The following is a 14996-nucleotide window of genomic DNA, read 5'->3' as shown; positions in this document are numbered from 1 at the left end:
ACGGGTCAGATTTGGTCATGTTCCGACGCTACGAGGCCGCCCCGCCCGCCTCAACCGGAATCCTTCTGACACTGCCCCTCTGACAGAGCCCGCAGAATTCTAAACAGGCGAATGACAATCGCCAATCGTTTTAACCGGATCGTCGGGTCCGCATTCGATCCCTGTGATTGGGTATTTGTCCGTATCGGCGCATCCGACCAAAGCCCATGAGACTAGCATGAGCGATATCAGCCTTGCCGTTTTCCGGAGAAGATCGGACCGTTGATCCATCGGAGCCTCCATTTGTCACTTCACCTTCAAGCGGAAGATTGCAGCAAGTCCGATCCCTTTCCTTGATCGAGATCAGTTGCCTGAGCAACGGTCCTGGGCTTAAGATCCGTCTATCTGAGGCCTTTTATCTGGCGACTGCTGTGCCGCGATCACCGGTCGTCCGGGTCTTTCAAGAATAGATTTCGGAGGGGGGGCTTCCGCTTCAGCCGTCAGCCCAGGCTTGTAAGCGTCAGCTGTCAGGTAGTGTTTCTTAGGGTCAATTGGGCACAAGCAAATAGTAAAGAGTAAGGAAGCAATGGGTGTGCTGCCAGACGAATTCGAACTCGTCTCCGTTAGGACAGTCACACTGTCCCTTACGCCGCGCAGAGACCGCGCCACTCGGCCAGAGCGGCGGCACGATTGGCCTTGAAGTGCGGTCGGCTGGAGAGGCTACGTTCCTGGTTAAAGTGGTTTGAGACGGAGGCATGGACACCGGCAAATTTCTGGAGACTTCGCATGCGCCGGAACCGCAGCATCGCCCGTTCCCGCCTTCGGAATGGCAGGTTTGAATTTTCCGCCCTGTTGTTCAACCACCGTCCCGTTTCCTGCCGGTCGTCGGCGCCTAGTTCCTTCAGAGCAGCGCCGTAGGACCGGAGGTTGTCGGTCACGATCACCTCGGGCTGACCATGCATCCGCATTGCTTTCTTTAGGAATTTCAATGCTGCCCTCTTGTCCCGGGTCCTGGTGACGAAGCTTTCCAGCACCTCGCCTTCGTGATCCACGGCCCGCCAGAGATAGTGTCGCTCGCCATTGATCTTCACGAATATCTCGTCGAGGTGCCAACGCCGGCGGCTGGATTTCATCCCTTCGATCCGCCGCTTCCGGATCTCAGCCGCGAACATCGGGCCAAACCTGTGCCACCAGAACCGAACCGTCTCGTGGCTGACATCAATGCCACGCTCATGCAGCAGGTCCTCGACGTTGCGGAGCGAAAGTGGGAAGCGGATGTAGAGCATCACGGCCAGGCGAATGATATCGGGGCTGGTCTTGAACCACTTGAAGGGGCTGTCCTTGGTCATGGCCAGACGCTATCCAGCACCCTGCCCCGCCTCAAGCCAAGTTCCTCTGACAGTACCACAATATTCCCATCGCTTCAGCCGCTCTTGCCGTGTTCCTGCTGATGTTCTGGCTGGATGCACTTAGCTGGCAGGTACTTACATTCATCTGCATCGGACTGCTGAACCAGCAAGTTCACAGGTTCTCGCATACCCCGCAGAAGCGACTGCCTGGCGTGGTGCGGCTCCTGCAGCGTCTGCGGCTCATTCAGGACGGCAGACATCACTGGGTTTACCATATCTCGCCCCACTCGACGCGATATTGCGTGCTTACACCGTGGATGAACCCCATGCTCGATCGGCTCGGCTTCTGGCGATGTCTTGAGCGGCTTTTCGTTCCTATATTCGGCGCTCCTCGCCGCAATGATTTGCGCGTACAGCCTTGGTACCGGCCGATCGCAATTTGGAATTGTGCAAATTGAGCATAGTTCAAACCTAAAGCTGTCCCTATTCAGTAGTTCAGTCCAAATGACCGCCCTGCGCGACAAAGTCGGCGCCTGGCTGAACATTGGGTTTGTATTATTGAACCCCTACCGTGAAAGAACTCCGCAGACCGAAAACCGCATCGAAAATCCGGAGTCTTCTTATTCAGAGGCGCTATCTAGAAAACACGTTTTGCGAGAACGCGCATTTGCAGGAAGATGTTCAGCTGATCCGCCCCTGCGAGACGAGACGCAGGAGCCCAAAGCTTCGATCCGCGCGTCGGTCTCGCACCCGAAATCCACAAATTAATCACGCACACAAATCTCCATCTTGGGAGCAGAATATTCGCGCAAACACTTGGAACGTTCGGGGCCATTTTCCGGGTCAGGCGGCACTGGCGACCTGATCAAGAGCGCATTTTGGCTCCAACCGCGACCGGCAGCGAACCATTCCTCTTCTTAGGTTACGTGCGGTGTGCGCTCATTGCGTTGGCCGTCCCATTCAACAAGAGGTCGAAACCGTTCGAACAGCGCCGAGGCCACCTCGCTATCGGACGGATCGCTTTTCCCCGTTGAGGCAATAAGGTCGTCTGCATCAACCGGCTGGCAAAACGTGATCTCAACCTGCTTGAACAGTCGCGGCAAGCGCCGGTCGCGCGGCCATGCCTCGAGCGCTCCCTTGATCACGGTTGGAACCACAGGCGCTCCGCTCTCGCGGATCAGCTTCCCGATTCCAGGCTGGAACGGCAGAAGCACCCCATCGCCAGACCGCCAACCCTCGGGAAACCAAACCTGCAACCGGCCCTCGCCCAAGGCTTCGAGCGCAAGCCCGATCGTCACGTCCGGAACGCGCTTGTCGGCGGGAAAGACCATGAGCGGCCGGCAGAACCACCGATAGACCGGAGATTGAAACACCGTGATTGCGTCCGCCGCCCAGACCGCCCTTCGATGAACCTGAATGTGGAACGCGCTCGAAACCATCAGGGGATCGAGATAGCTTACATGGTTCGGGCAGATCAGCGCGGGCCCGTCCCGCGGCACATTTTCGAGACCCCGGACGCTTAGTCGGAACAACGATCTCATCACTACTCTAATCAGAAGCATTGTCAGCAGACCGGCCAGCCGTTCTGCCGGTGATTGCGGTGTAAGCCATCTGGCCTTGGCATCCGCCAGGAGTGATGTGCCCTCGTCCGTCTGATCCGCCTGTCGTTCCTCCTGAAGGCGGCTGACCGTCTCCATAAGATCCCGTACGCTGGAAATTGCAGCGATGTCACCAGCCTGCAATCGAACTCCCGTCGCCTCTTCGATGCGAAGTGCAAGGTTCATCCACGCAAAGGAATCGAACCCCAGATCCAGGGCCACGCTGCTTTCAAGTCCCACTGAGCCAGCTTCGTGCCCCTCAGAAAGAAGCCCCCAGACGCTGCGGCGCGGCTCACCTTGAAGCCAGGCGACATCCTCCGCGCTCAGCGGTTGCGCCTTGCGCAACGCTCCGCTAACGGCCGTCTCGTAGATCTCTGGCAGCATGAAACGTCGAATCTTGCCAAGCCTCGTTCTTGGCAGCGGCTCCTTCAGTATACGGAACTCCGCAATCCGGTGGTGGGATGGCAGGTTCCTGGCGACGGTTGACAGTGCCACCCGAACCCCTTGATCGGGATCGACCGAACCGCGCCGGGCGATCACCGCCATGTTCGGAACCACAAGTGCAGCAAGCGAACCTTTGTGATCGAGAACGGCAATTTCCGCGATGTCTTCTTCCGCTTCGTAGGATCTCTCCAGATCCTCGGGATAGATATTCTCGCCCGCACCAAGAACGATGATTTCCTTGGAGCGGCCCGTGACACAAAGGAACCCATCAGGATCGAGCCTGCCAAGATCGCCTGACCGGAAATAGCCGTCCGCGTCAAAGGCGCGGGAGTTTTCCTCCGGGTTGTCTATATACCCGGCAAAGACATTGGGTCCCTTTACAAGGATCTCGCCAGTTCCATCAGGGCCTTGGTTCTCGATTCTCACGTGGCAGTCGGTCAACGGCTGCCCCTCTGTCCCAGGGCGCTTGCGGCGCAATTCGCCGGTGAAGATCGCTGCGGTCTCGGAGAGACCATAGCCACTTCGGATATCCCAACCGAGTGCCTCGAGCTGTGTGCGGCTTTCCTCACGGAGCTTCGCCCCGCCGGACACGAGCAGCCGGAGCGATGGCGCAACCGCCCTTCGAAGCGGGAAGAAGACGAGGGGACCGATGGGTAGACCGGTTCGGGACTGCAAATTCGCGATGAAGTCGAGCACGTTCCGCCCGATCCCGCCGATCTTTCCGCGAATGGCCGTCAGCACCGCATCAAAGAGCTTCGGCACGCCCACGAGAACCGTGGGCTGAGCGAGCTTCATGGCTGCAGAGATCTGTGGGCCGGTCATGCCCGCGGGAAGGACAACTGACGCACCTTCCCAAAGCGGGACCAGCGTTCCGACAATCCAGGGAAATACGTGATGCATCGGCAGAGGCATCAAGACGCGGTCACCCGGCTTGACCAGGCCGCCGGCTGCCGTCTCCGTTACATTGAAGCCGATGTTCTTGCGCGACAGGCTGAATACCTTAGGGGTACCCGTTGTCCCGGAGGTACGAAAGATCGCGATCGGGTCGTCGGGTTTTAGCGCTGCTGCAGGAACCGTCTGTCCGGCAGTTTGCGCAAAGATATCCGCGATACCAACATTCTGCGCGCCCTGCAGCGTGGATGGCCGGTCGGTGACCAAAAGTCGCGCGTTCAACTGAGATGCCATTTCGCGCGCCGCGTCGACGTGGATCAGTGAATCAATCGGCGCGAGCGGCGCGCCGATCCATCCGCAGGCAAGCGCCGTCGCGATCCACTCGACGCTGTTGGCCGCGTGCAGCGCGACAACATTTCCCTTCTTAATTCCTCTCTTGTTCAGAGCACCCGATGCCTGTGCGACACGCGCCGCCAGCTCAACAGCCGTGACCTGCTCAACTGAGCCTTGCTCCCTCACGAGGAAAACCGCAACGGCGGCGCCGGATTGCCGGAGTTGCTCCACCGCGGCTGCAGGCGTCCAGTACACGGGATCATCCCCGCGGGCCTCCGCGGGGCGTATCAGACCCTTCGGCGTCCCAAGCTGAGTGCCCGCTATCCTGTTCTCGATAGTCATATCACCGACGATAGTTGACGCGAATCCGAGCCCTATGACCAAGATCAATCCCGGAGCAGACAAGTCCGGTATCCTGATTCAATGGACGCATCCGCAAAAAGTACATCAACAAACGGCGCCCGGTGCCGACGGATCTGGGGGTGGTACTTTTTCGACTGGGCCAGCCAGCCCTATAACACGATCCTTCTGACCTTCATCTTCGGCCCATATCTGAAGGAGCTTCTGGGCGACGGAACGCGGGCGCAGGCGGCGTGGGGGTTCGGCATCGCCGGCGCAGGCGTGACAATGGCGATCCTTGCGCCGATCCTCGGGGCCCTCGCCGATACATCAGGCACGCGAATGCGTTGGATATGGATTTTCTCGATCATGTATGTCGCAGGCAGCGCGGGCCTCTGGTTCGCCGCGCCGGGGAATTTCAACCTTCCGCTCTCGTTGATTTGCTTTGCAATTGGCTTGGTCGGGATGGAATTCGCAACCATTTTCACCAACGCTCTCCTACCCGATCTGGGCTCTCAGGATGAGATCGCGCGTATCTCCGGCAATGGATGGGCATTCGGCTATCTCGGTGGGCTTTTGGCCCTCATCACCGTCGTCTGCCTCTTTGCCGAGGACCCCGCAACCGGAGCGACCATCCTCGATCGGCCACCGCTTCTGGGGCTCGATCCTGAGATGCGCGAAGGAACGCGTGCTGCAGGCCCGTTCACAGCACTCTGGTATGTTGTTTTCATGGTTCCGTTCTTTGCCTTCGTTCGAGATCCACGGCCCAGGAACGCTCCACACGGTACGATCCGGCAAGCAATACTGGACGTCGTCGGCACCGTTAAATCTCTTCCTACCAGGCCGAGCCTTTTCGCCTTTCTTGGTGCATCGATGTTCTACCGCGACGCCCTGAACGGGATGTTCACCTTCGGAGGCATCTATGCCGCGGGCGTGCTGGGATGGAGTGTCGTCGAGACAGGCCTTATGGGTGTAATCGCCATCGTCGTAAGTACTTTGTTTGCGTGGATGGGCGGGCGCGCCGCCGAACTCTTTGGTCCGAAAAGGGTCATAATGGTGTCGATCGTGGTGCTTGTCGTCGTTGCCTTTTGTTTCATCTTCGTCTCGCGGGGGGCGGTTTTTGGTGTGCCCGTAGCGTCCGGTTCAAAACTGCCCGACATCATATTCTACGTTCTGGGCGCCACGATCGGCGCAGCGGGTGGCACACTCCTGCCCTGCAGCCGGACGATGATGGTTGAACAGGGCGATTCATCGAAGATGACCGAAGGCTTCGGGCTCTATGCGCTTTCGGGAAAGGCCACATCGTTTCTAACACCCCTATCGATCGGTGCCGTAACAGCAGCCACCGGGAGCCAGCAGATGGGTGTGACTCCTCTGGTCCTTTGGCTCGTTATCGGGTTTGTGCTGCTGACTTTCGTACGGCCCGCGCAGGGCCATCAGACGGAAACGGATTGCGGACAATATGCGCCCGGATCCTAGGCGGAGCCTGCCCTGATCCAGTCGATCGCCTCACCGATTTCGTCGGTCAGCTTCACGACATCGAGATCCTCATTCGAGATCAACCCCTGTTCGGAGACACCGCCCTGAAGGAAGTTGCGGATCGGCTCCCAGAAAGCAGTGCCCATTGCCACGATCGGAAACTTATCGAGCTTGCCAGTCTGAATGAGCGTGGCAACTTCGAAGGCCTCGTCAAGCGTTCCGAACCCCCCGGGCATGACGACGAAGGCTGTGGAGTACTTGATAAGCATAACCTTACGCACAAAGAAATGTTCGAACTCGACGAATTCATCGAGATAGGGATTGGGTACCTGCTCTTTTGGAAGTGCGATGTTGCATCCGATCGAACGTCCGCCCGCCTCATGGGCGCCACGGTTCGTCGCCTCCATGAGGCCCGGCCCACCGCCGGTCATCACTGTATAGCCTTCCTGGGCGAGCCGCGCGCCGAGGGTGCGCGCCTTCTCGTAAGCCGCTTCGCCGGGGCCGATCCGGGCCGATCCGAAAACGGTAACGCACGGCCCTTCCACATCGAACAGCTCGAACCCACGTAGCAGTTCGAGAAAGATCCCCACCGCGCTTTCCACGTCGGCCTGTTTCCGGCGCCTGCCAGCCAGAAAGGCGGCTTCGGCCCCTTCGATGAGTTCTATCATGGAATCGCTAGATCGGGTCTTGTTCGGCACTTCGATCTCCCTCCGCAAACGGCCCGTTGCGTCGGCCGCGTATGGCTACGGCCCAGCGGAAACGGCAAGGTCCGCCTCAGCCGTATCGGGGACCGGGTTTTGAAGACGTGCGTGTTTCTGCGCCATGATCGATTGGCCACGCCGATCAAGGTAGTATGAAATCGTCTCCGTCCGAATCCGCACCGATCCCGTCGGTTTTGTCGCATCGAGATCGTGGAACGCGAAGAATAGAGTGCCGCGGGCTTCCAGGATCTTCTGCACCGGCGTGTAGGTCGGCTGATCCATCCCGCACTCGTAGCTTGAAAACCGTATCGCCGCCGCAAAGGCCGGATGACGGGCGCCGAACCGCGCGGCCCAGACAAGCTCGTTGGTGTTGGCGCTGTAGGACGATGTCCAGACATCCGAGATGTCGAAGGCAGAGCGCACCCGGCCGTCGCGTACGTCCTGGCCAAAGAGCCTTTCGAGGATATCTTCGTCCTGCGGAAGGTGCTGTCCCCAGATCACGGGATAACCCTCGGCCTGGAACATGTTGTCGACCTCGTGGCCGATCCCGGGATCCATGTGATACGGGCGGCCAAGTGCGAGGATAGCGGGCCGACCCTCCGCCTCGCACCGCTCGAGAACGCCACGCGCGGTCGCCCGGTTCTCGGCGTCGAACGCGTCCTGCGCCTCCCACCCCGCATCGATGGCAGCGGTGGTCTCTTCGAGAGTCAGTCCGGGAAAGACCGGCTCAAGTGCTGCCGCAAGCTGGCGCGCCAGCAGCCGCGGTTCGGACATGTTCACAACGGGCGCGATGTAGCGCACGCCGCTTGCGGCGAAGGTGTCGCCCTCGCGCATGAAACCGCCGCGTGCGGATTCCGGCCCCGCCATGACACGCGGGCATGCGAGGCAATCCACCGTGGCACCGTCAAGCATCGATCGCAACGACAGGACTTTGGGCGAGAACAGCACGTGTATTGGGCGCTTCAAGCCCGTCAGCAACTCGCCATAGTGCCCGGGAAGGCATTTCACCGGGTAGCAGCAGTCAACGCCACCGCGGCCGTCGGAGAACGATTTCTGCTGCTCGGTCGAAGTCGGCGAGGAGTAAACGATGTTCCGCCTCTTAACTCCCAGCGCCTCGAAGAATCCGGTCCAGAAGCGCGGGGTGGACCACTGGTTCAGCACCCTCGGAATGCCGATACGAAGTTTCGGGTCCGGCGAGCGGACGTCGTCAGCGGAACGCGTCTTCGCGAACCCGTTCCGCAGTATTGGGATACGCATCCTTTGCCTCCGCGATGTCTTTGAGTTGCGAGCGGTAGTCGGCGGCATCTTCGATCAGACCCCTCGGGCATGAATTCCCGGTGATCACCCGTTCCCAACCGGCGCCGACGGGCACCTTGCTCTCCGGGCGCCCGCGACCGTTTGGAACCTTCACGTCGATGAACGCACGCTGGCAATTTACCGGGCACCAGTGGCAGGTCGTATCGGCGTTTGTTGTCGTGGTGTATTCGAGTGCTGCCACACGGTCCAATCCGACAAACCGCGAAGTGCCGCCGGCTTGGCCGTTCCTTGCGGCGAGAAGCGCGGCACCAAAGGCCCCGGCCTCACCCGACATTGGGTGCACGCAGATCTCGGCATCCGGCACCTTTCCGCGAATGAAATCGACCTGAGCCTTCACCACTGCAAGATTGCGGTGTGTCCCGCCCTGCAGGACGAATTTCCGCCCAAGGCTCCGCAAATTCTGGAACTGCCCGGCATAGACCCAGACATTCAGCGGCAGGACCGAGGCGAGCGCCGCCATGATCTCTTCCGCCTTCCACCCCTTGCGCTGCTGGTTCACGATATCGGACTGGAGGAAAACGCCACAGCCCATCATCAGCTCAGGCATCGAGCGGGCCTCGAACGCCGCATCGGCATAGTCGTTGAGATCGATGTCGTAACGCTCCGCAACCCCCTGCAGAAAGGCACCGTTCCCAGAGGAGCACTGCGAATTCAGCCGGAAATCGGCCACCGTGCCCTGCCGGAGCAGCATAATCTTGACATCGCAGCCACCCACGTCGCAGATCACATCGGCATCGGGAAAGAAATGCGTCGCGCCGGCGGCATGGGCCACGGTCTCCACGACGGGTTCATCCGCACCCAGGATGTCCTTCAGTAGATCTTTGCCATAGCCGGTTATGCCAAGCCCCGCGATTTCTTCGATGCCGTCCTTGCGCAGCGCCGCGAATACCGACTTCGCGTCCTCGATCGGGTTACCGACCGACTGTTTGTAGACGGTTGCCTGAACCTCCAGATCCTCTGTCAGCACGACCGCCTTGACCGTCGTGCTGCCGAAATCGCAGCCTACGAAGCAACTCCCTTCGAACGGCACCGAGACGCGCATCGTGGGTGTGCCAAATTCCTGCCGGAAGGCTTCGAGCTCGCTTCGCGATGCGCTCAGTGCGGCGCGACCCTCGCGCGCCTTGGTTTCGGTCTGACCTTCAGTGATCCACCACTCGAGCTTGTCGAGCCCTTGATAGCGGGAATTTGTGCGTTCGTTGCGCCGGGCGATCTCCGCGCAGCCGAGGCAGGCGTAGTAAAGCGCATCCTCCGGCGTCTCGACGCAGTCCGCAGCGCTCATTCCCTGCGGCAGTTCGATGCCCCGCTTGGTCCAGAGCGCTTCCAGATGATAGGCCCATGCTTCGCGCAGCCCCTGGAAGAACATGTTCGGCCCGCCGAGCAGAAGGACGTTCGGATAGGGCGTGTTGCCCTTGGTCAGTGTAGCGAGGTTCTGTTCCACCACCGCCTCGAACAGGCTGGCGATGATCTCGCCCTCGGGAACACCTGCCTTGAGCAGGCTGTTCGCGTCGATCTCGGCAAAGATCCCGCATTTCGCGCTGATCCTGTGCAGCGTCACCCCGCGATGCGGCATCGTCCCGAGCGCCTCAGCGGAGATCCCCAGCTTGCGCGCCGATTTCTCGATGAAAGTGCCCGTGCCGCCGCTACAGGCCGATTGCATGTAAACCTGCTTGGCCGTACCCGCCTGTGTCGGCGTGAAGAACAGGGTCTTCATGTCTTCACCGCCGATCTCCGAAACAAAACGCACATCCGGATGAAGTGTCTCTACAGCCGCCGAGACGGCAACGACCTCCTGTACCTGCGTACCTCCCAATAGCGGGGCGATCGGTCCGGAACCGGAGCCGGTCAGTGCGATCAGATCGTCTTGCGGCTTCAGCCCCGCCTCGTCCTCCACCGCACGGAGAAGTTCGAACGCCGTCTCGGCCTGATGCGTGTTGTGCCGGCGGTAATCCTGCCAGATCACTGCGCCATCAGCCACGAGAACGGCCTTTACCGTCGTCGATCCGATATCAAGACCAAGCACCCTCATAGTCGCGCCCCCCCGAGACCAAGAACGATGCTGGCCGCGGTCCCCACCGCTCCCCGCGAAGGGATTAGCCGGGTCGGCCGCCCCGGCGATCGATTGAGCTGGTCGCGCGCCTGCGAAACGGTGAGTCCCGCGGCCTTCAGCGCGTGTTCGAACTCCTCCTCCGCCCGGACCTTCGCCTCGGTCAGGATCATCTGGCATCGCGAGAGCGCGTGCACCTCGCTGTCGCCCTTCACTTCGAGCGCGGCATAAAGCATGTCCGGGTGCTGGCCCTGCACGGCGGCCATCGCCCCTATGCTCATCGTGTTGGGCATACAGCCATAGGGCGACAACTCCGCGATCATGTGGGCCTTGCGCTTGGTATGTGCCCAAATCGCCTTACCGATTAGCATGTCCCCCTCGCCACCGGAGAGGCGACCATCGTAATAGGGCGCAGCGAGGGTCTGAAGATCGCTCTGCCGCGGGATTGGATGGGCGAGCCCGCCTAGGGCGTGCCGCATCCCGTCATATCGCAAGCGAAGGAGGCGCGAGATCGTTCGGTAGGCGAGCACGCTTTTGCGCGCGCCTGGTTCGAAATCGCGCTCTTCCCAATACTGCGCCTCGAAGCGCAGGAGATAATCCAGCCAGATCACGACAGGTGCCGGGTAAACCTCGGAGCCTTCCCCTTCGAGCCAGGAGTGGATGTTGTAGTTCGGGTCGCCTTCGACGGTTTGCAGGTAGAATTCGCCGGTGATCTTGACCTTCGGCTTCACCTGAAGGCGATCGACCGAAATCGCGTCGAAATGGCGGCGCGCCCGCCGCAGCGCGCGCGGGATCTCTCGCGAACAGAGCGTCCATGCCGCGAGCCCGACCTTTCCGTCCGGCGCCCGCAACCGTTCCGCCGCCTCGCACAGGTCGTCCACCGCCCGTTGCGCGGCCCGGTCTGTTGCGCCCGGCTCTAGCTCATAGGGGCGGATCTGGTATTCGATGTCCTGTATGGCATCGGCGGCAAGCATCAAAAGGAGCGCCTTTGCAAGCACTCCCGCGGGCAGATCGAGCCCCTCGGCGCTCTTCTCGTCGACAGGGTTTGATTGGGCCAGGAAGAAGAGCCGGAACGCATCCAGCCCGAGGTTGCTCAGCGCTAGCTCATAGGTCTGGTGATACTGACCGAACCGGCAGCTTCCGCAGGAGCCGGCGGTGATATAGGCGTACTTGTCAACAACCTCTTTCAAACCGTCGCGCTCAGACTCGCTCAACAGGAAATTGGCGAGGTTGCCAGCGGTGAACGCCGTGGGACAGCACTGGCCGACATCGGCCAGTTCACGGCCCCGAAGCAGGTCGGCCTTCGTCGCAGCCGGTAGCGCGCGCGCCCTGAAGCCCGAGCCTTTGAAAACGGCTTCGATCGCCTTCTCAGCACGCCATGTGAGCCCGCCAAAGAGGAGCGTCACGTTCACCCTGTCTTCCTTCGAGAGCGGCCGGGGACGGTAAGCGCTGTAGTCTTCCTGGACGATCTTGTTCATGCGATATGTCCCTGTTTTTGAAGCAGAGCCGCGCAAAGCCCGGATCCTCGGCCCAGCAAGTAAAGCCTTTTGCAGGGCGGAGTTTATTGATCCCGATCAATCACAATACCGGCGCCGTTCAACCGGATTTCCGCGATATTTTCTCGCGTCCAGCTCGTGGGAATGCCAAGGGGATAGATCAGCAGCAGCACCAGAACACACACAGCAACAGAACTAGGCGACCGAGGTGCCGGACCCGGAGCCTCGTGCGTGGACCACGGTCGCAGCCCAAAATAGAGCAGCATCCCAAGCCCCGCTGCGGCCATGGCAAGGTTGAACACCTGTCCGGTGTCAATGCCGAGCCAGACCGCCTCGTAATCCCGAAAAACATCCACCGCGAAGCGCAGGGCTGCGTAGAGAAAGACGAACAGAGACAACGCTACGCCGCGCCCGGTCGACCAAATTCGGATCGCCCAGATCAAAACAGGCACGAGGAGCAAGTTCTTAAGGCTTTCGTAGAGCGCCACAGGGTGCCTCGGCCCAGCGACATCCGGATAGCTGACGGCCCAGGGCACATCCGAGACCGATCCGATCACCCCGCCCTCTATGAAATTCCCAAGCCGACCCACGGCGAGCAGAAATGCTCCAGGAACAACGATTTCGTCCAGGAGAACGAGGACTGGAATCCCTCTTCGCTTGGCAAAGAGCAGCGTCGCGATCAGTCCTCCGAGCAGGACGCCGTGAGATGCCATACCACCGTGCCACCAGTTGAGCACCGCCAGAGGTCGCGAGCGGTAAAAGTCGAATTCGTAGACGAACACATCGAACAGGCGTCCGCCGACAAGAACGCCAGCCGCAAAGAGAATCGAGAAGTTCACGACATCTTTCTGGTTCAGCCCGACCAAACCGCGCCGGGCCCAGAACCAGAGAAAAACAACGAGGAATCCCAGGGAATACACCGCACCATACCAGTACACTGTCCCAATCGGTGTGGCGATCATCTCCGGATCGAAATCATGGATCAAGAGAGCCTCCGATTCCCGACGAGAGTGAAAGTGCGGGATCCACTCTCAACGGGTCTCTCTGCGCCAGCATTGACCTGCCTCAAGATGCGATCGCGCAATCGAATGTGCGAAGGTGATCGCAGGAAACGCGTGGCGAAACCTGGCAAAAGGCGGCGGGTGGTTAGATACGGCTGCTGTCACTGACGCGCCTCAAAGGCAATGCGATCTCGGACGAAGACTCTCCTTTGGCAGCCCGACAGATTGAACGTCTGGATCAGTGTGTCGGGCAAGGGCGCGCATCAGGCAGGAGTTTGCCGCAGATCAATGCGGTAGTTGTATGAAATCGTTCAGTTGAAGAGCCCGGCGGGATAATCGCGCTCGCTGACAGGAAGAGGCGTGACAACCAATATTGCGTCGGACACCGCGCATTCGTTTACCTTGAGCACATGAAAGACCTTAACCACCAACGATCGGACCCGAAGGTTCCCAACGATCACTTCCATCGTCTACAAGTCTGGTTCCTGGGAATCATTGCATTCGCCGTGATCCTATTCCTGCTTGTGCAAGCAAAATTCCTGCTCATATCGCTCGCAATCGCGATTATGCTCTTTTCCCTGACAGCCGATGCCATCGGCTATTTGCAGCGTTTGCGTATTGGCGAGGCAAAGTTTTCCGTGGGCGTTGCGTCGGCCCTTGCCGTCGCATTCATCGCGTCGGTTCTGATCTCGATCTCCGCAATCATCCTGTCCCAGGCCAACACCATCGTGCAGACCGTCATGCAATATGCAGAACCAGCGCAGTTGGCCGTGGCCGGGCTGTTCAGCTGGATGGGCGAGGAAGTCGAAAGCTCGGTTCTGGAGTGGCTCAGAGGCGTGCGCCTGGGACCTTGGCTGACCACGATGGCGGGACAAGCGGGCAACATCGCCTCAGGGGCCGTTCTGGTCACCTTGTTCGTTGGTTTCCTTTTCCTGGAAAGGGTCTGGTTTTCCCGAAAGCTGAGCAGTCTCATGGGGGATGCCGAAAGGGCGGAGCAGGCGGAACGGATCATTTCCTCGATTATGCATCGGCTGAACCGCTATCTTGTCGTGAAGGCGATCATCAGCTCGGTTACGGGGGCACTGGTGTACAGCGTTATGAGGATTTTCGGCCTAGAACTTGCCTTTTCGATGGGCGTGCTTGCCTTTGTGCTGAACTTCATACCGAACATCGGCTCCATCGTTGCAACGCTGGCGGTTGCGCTGGTCGCATATGTGCAAACCACCGAAACCCTCACCAGCTTCGTGGTCTTTGCGATTATCGGAGGGATTCAATTTGTGGTTGGACAAGTGATCGACCCTCTCATGTTGGGTAGGGCACTTAGACTTTCGTCCCTCGGGATTATTGCATCGCTGGCTTTTTGGGCGGTTGTTTGGGGCGTGCCGGGAATGTTCTTGGCAGTACCGATCATGGTTTCGGTTATGATCGTCTGCTCCCATATCCCGGGCCTCCGCCCTGTGGCGGTACTTCTTTCCCGCGAGGGGCTACCCGACACCGAACTGAGACTCTCCGAAAATCAAAGGCTCAAGGCTCCGGATGGTGAGCAGCTGTGAGTTCTTAGTAAGTCGCAATTCCGAAGGTCTGTCCCCGCCGTCTTTCTGGAATAGCAACTGCTGACTGAGTGACTGCGTCGTCCCGCGCTCGGGCAATGCGCCCATTCTGGCAATCGTCCGCTGTCGGGAGCGCTCGACGTTCACGCAGGAAGCAGCATTTATTCCGCCTTCATTGACCGTATATCGGCGCCGCGACACCAATTGCGGAACGGGGCAAGAAACCGTGCCAACAGCGTCAAGTGTTTCAAGCTAGCACTCGCTCTAGCTGCGCTGGATCTGCGCCGACGACGAATGACCGCTATTCATTCTGCGGCACAGCTGAGGCTTCATTTGATGTCGTTGCTGCGGCTGCGAGCGTCAGGGCCAGGGCACTTCCGGTATGGGCTCGAGGCCGACATCTGAGTATCCGTGTTTGGTCAAGGCGCAACGGGCGACCAACTTCGTTTATCTCGTAGGAGCGCGTTTGCGAGGA

Annotated in this window: 10 protein-coding genes; 3 read left to right on the top strand and 7 right to left on the bottom strand. The window is 59.8% G+C overall.

Features of this window, described 5'->3' with window-relative positions; translation table 11 throughout:
* Positions 1-623 precede the first annotated feature (623 nt).
* Positions 624-1328, bottom strand: coding sequence for an IS6 family transposase (locus RXV90_RS25255; RefSeq protein ID WP_316653112.1), 705 nt, complete (start codon positions 1326-1328; stop codon positions 624-626).
* A gap of 89 nt (positions 1329-1417) precedes the next feature.
* Between RXV90_RS25255 and RXV90_RS25250 the strand changes: the two genes are divergently transcribed.
* Positions 1418-1786 carry a fatty acid desaturase CarF family protein gene (locus RXV90_RS25250; RefSeq protein WP_316653110.1) on the top strand — a complete coding sequence of 123 codons (369 nt, stop codon included), beginning with the start codon at positions 1418-1420 and terminating at the stop codon, positions 1784-1786.
* Positions 1787-2245: 459 nt separating this feature from the next.
* Here RXV90_RS25250 and RXV90_RS25245 read toward each other — a convergent pair whose 3' ends face one another.
* The gene (locus RXV90_RS25245) at positions 2246-4849 is read right to left on the bottom strand and encodes an AMP-binding protein (RefSeq protein WP_316653108.1); all 2604 of its coding nucleotides are present in this window, start codon (positions 4847-4849) and stop codon (positions 2246-2248) included.
* Positions 4850-5017: 168 nt separating this feature from the next.
* On the opposite strand from RXV90_RS25245, the gene RXV90_RS25240 reads away from it, so the two are divergent.
* The gene (locus RXV90_RS25240; protein ID WP_316653105.1) at positions 5018-6412 is read left to right on the top strand and encodes an MFS transporter; all 1395 of its coding nucleotides are present in this window, start codon (positions 5018-5020) and stop codon (positions 6410-6412) included.
* Here the strand turns inward: RXV90_RS25240 and RXV90_RS25235 are convergent.
* From RXV90_RS25235 to lgt, 5 genes are all read right to left on the bottom strand, one after another.
* Complete coding sequence (locus tag RXV90_RS25235; RefSeq protein ID WP_316653104.1) at positions 6409-7080, bottom strand: LOG family protein; 672 nt, start codon at positions 7078-7080, stop codon at positions 6409-6411. The two genes, RXV90_RS25240 and RXV90_RS25235, sit on opposite strands and share 4 nt — an antisense overlap.
* A gap of 75 nt (positions 7081-7155) precedes the next feature.
* Positions 7156-8370, bottom strand: a complete 1215-nt coding sequence (locus RXV90_RS25230) for an acyl-CoA dehydratase activase-related protein (protein ID WP_316653101.1) — start codon at positions 8368-8370, stop codon at positions 7156-7158.
* On the bottom strand, positions 8321-10456 hold the full coding sequence (locus RXV90_RS25225; RefSeq protein WP_316653099.1) for an acyl-CoA dehydratase activase: 2136 nt from the start codon (positions 10454-10456) through the stop codon (positions 8321-8323). Before RXV90_RS25225 ends, RXV90_RS25230 begins: the two co-directional genes overlap by 50 nt.
* A complete protein-coding gene (locus RXV90_RS25220) occupies positions 10453-11952 on the bottom strand; it encodes a hypothetical protein (RefSeq protein ID WP_316653097.1) in 1500 nt (499 codons plus the stop codon). Before RXV90_RS25220 ends, RXV90_RS25225 begins: the two co-directional genes overlap by 4 nt.
* Before the next feature lie 83 nt (positions 11953-12035).
* Positions 12036-12956, bottom strand: a complete 921-nt coding sequence (gene lgt / locus RXV90_RS25215; RefSeq protein ID WP_316653095.1) for a prolipoprotein diacylglyceryl transferase — start codon at positions 12954-12956, stop codon at positions 12036-12038.
* A 425-nt stretch (positions 12957-13381) separates the two neighbouring features.
* On the opposite strand from lgt, the gene RXV90_RS25210 reads away from it, so the two are divergent.
* Positions 13382-14524: an AI-2E family transporter gene (locus tag RXV90_RS25210; protein ID WP_316653093.1), complete on the top strand. Its 1143-nt coding sequence runs from the start codon at positions 13382-13384 to the stop codon at positions 14522-14524.
* Positions 14525-14996: the final 472 nt, after the last annotated feature.

The organism is Ovoidimarina sediminis (genome assembly GCF_032586175.1).
Classification (GTDB): domain Bacteria; phylum Pseudomonadota; class Alphaproteobacteria; order Rhodobacterales; family Rhodobacteraceae; genus Ovoidimarina; species Ovoidimarina sediminis.
Note: the sequence above shows the minus strand (reverse complement) of the source record. Positions and strands in the feature narration are given on the sequence as shown.

Coding starts and splice junctions, on each gene's coding strand:
- RXV90_RS25255 (WP_316653112.1), bottom strand. CDS start 1,328: ATGACCAAGGACAGCCCCTTCAAGTGGTTCAAGACCAGCCCCGATATC.
- RXV90_RS25240 (WP_316653105.1), top strand. CDS start 5,018: ATGGACGCATCCGCAAAAAGTACATCAACAAACGGCGCCCGGTGCCGA.
- RXV90_RS25235 (WP_316653104.1), bottom strand. CDS start 7,080: ATGATAGAACTCATCGAAGGGGCCGAAGCCGCCTTTCTGGCTGGCAGG.
- RXV90_RS25230 (WP_316653101.1), bottom strand. CDS start 8,370: ATGCGTATCCCAATACTGCGGAACGGGTTCGCGAAGACGCGTTCCGCT.
- RXV90_RS25225 (WP_316653099.1), bottom strand. CDS start 10,456: ATGAGGGTGCTTGGTCTTGATATCGGATCGACGACGGTAAAGGCCGTT.
- RXV90_RS25220 (WP_316653097.1), bottom strand. CDS start 11,952: ATGAACAAGATCGTCCAGGAAGACTACAGCGCTTACCGTCCCCGGCCG.
- RXV90_RS25210 (WP_316653093.1), top strand. CDS start 13,382: ATGAAAGACCTTAACCACCAACGATCGGACCCGAAGGTTCCCAACGAT.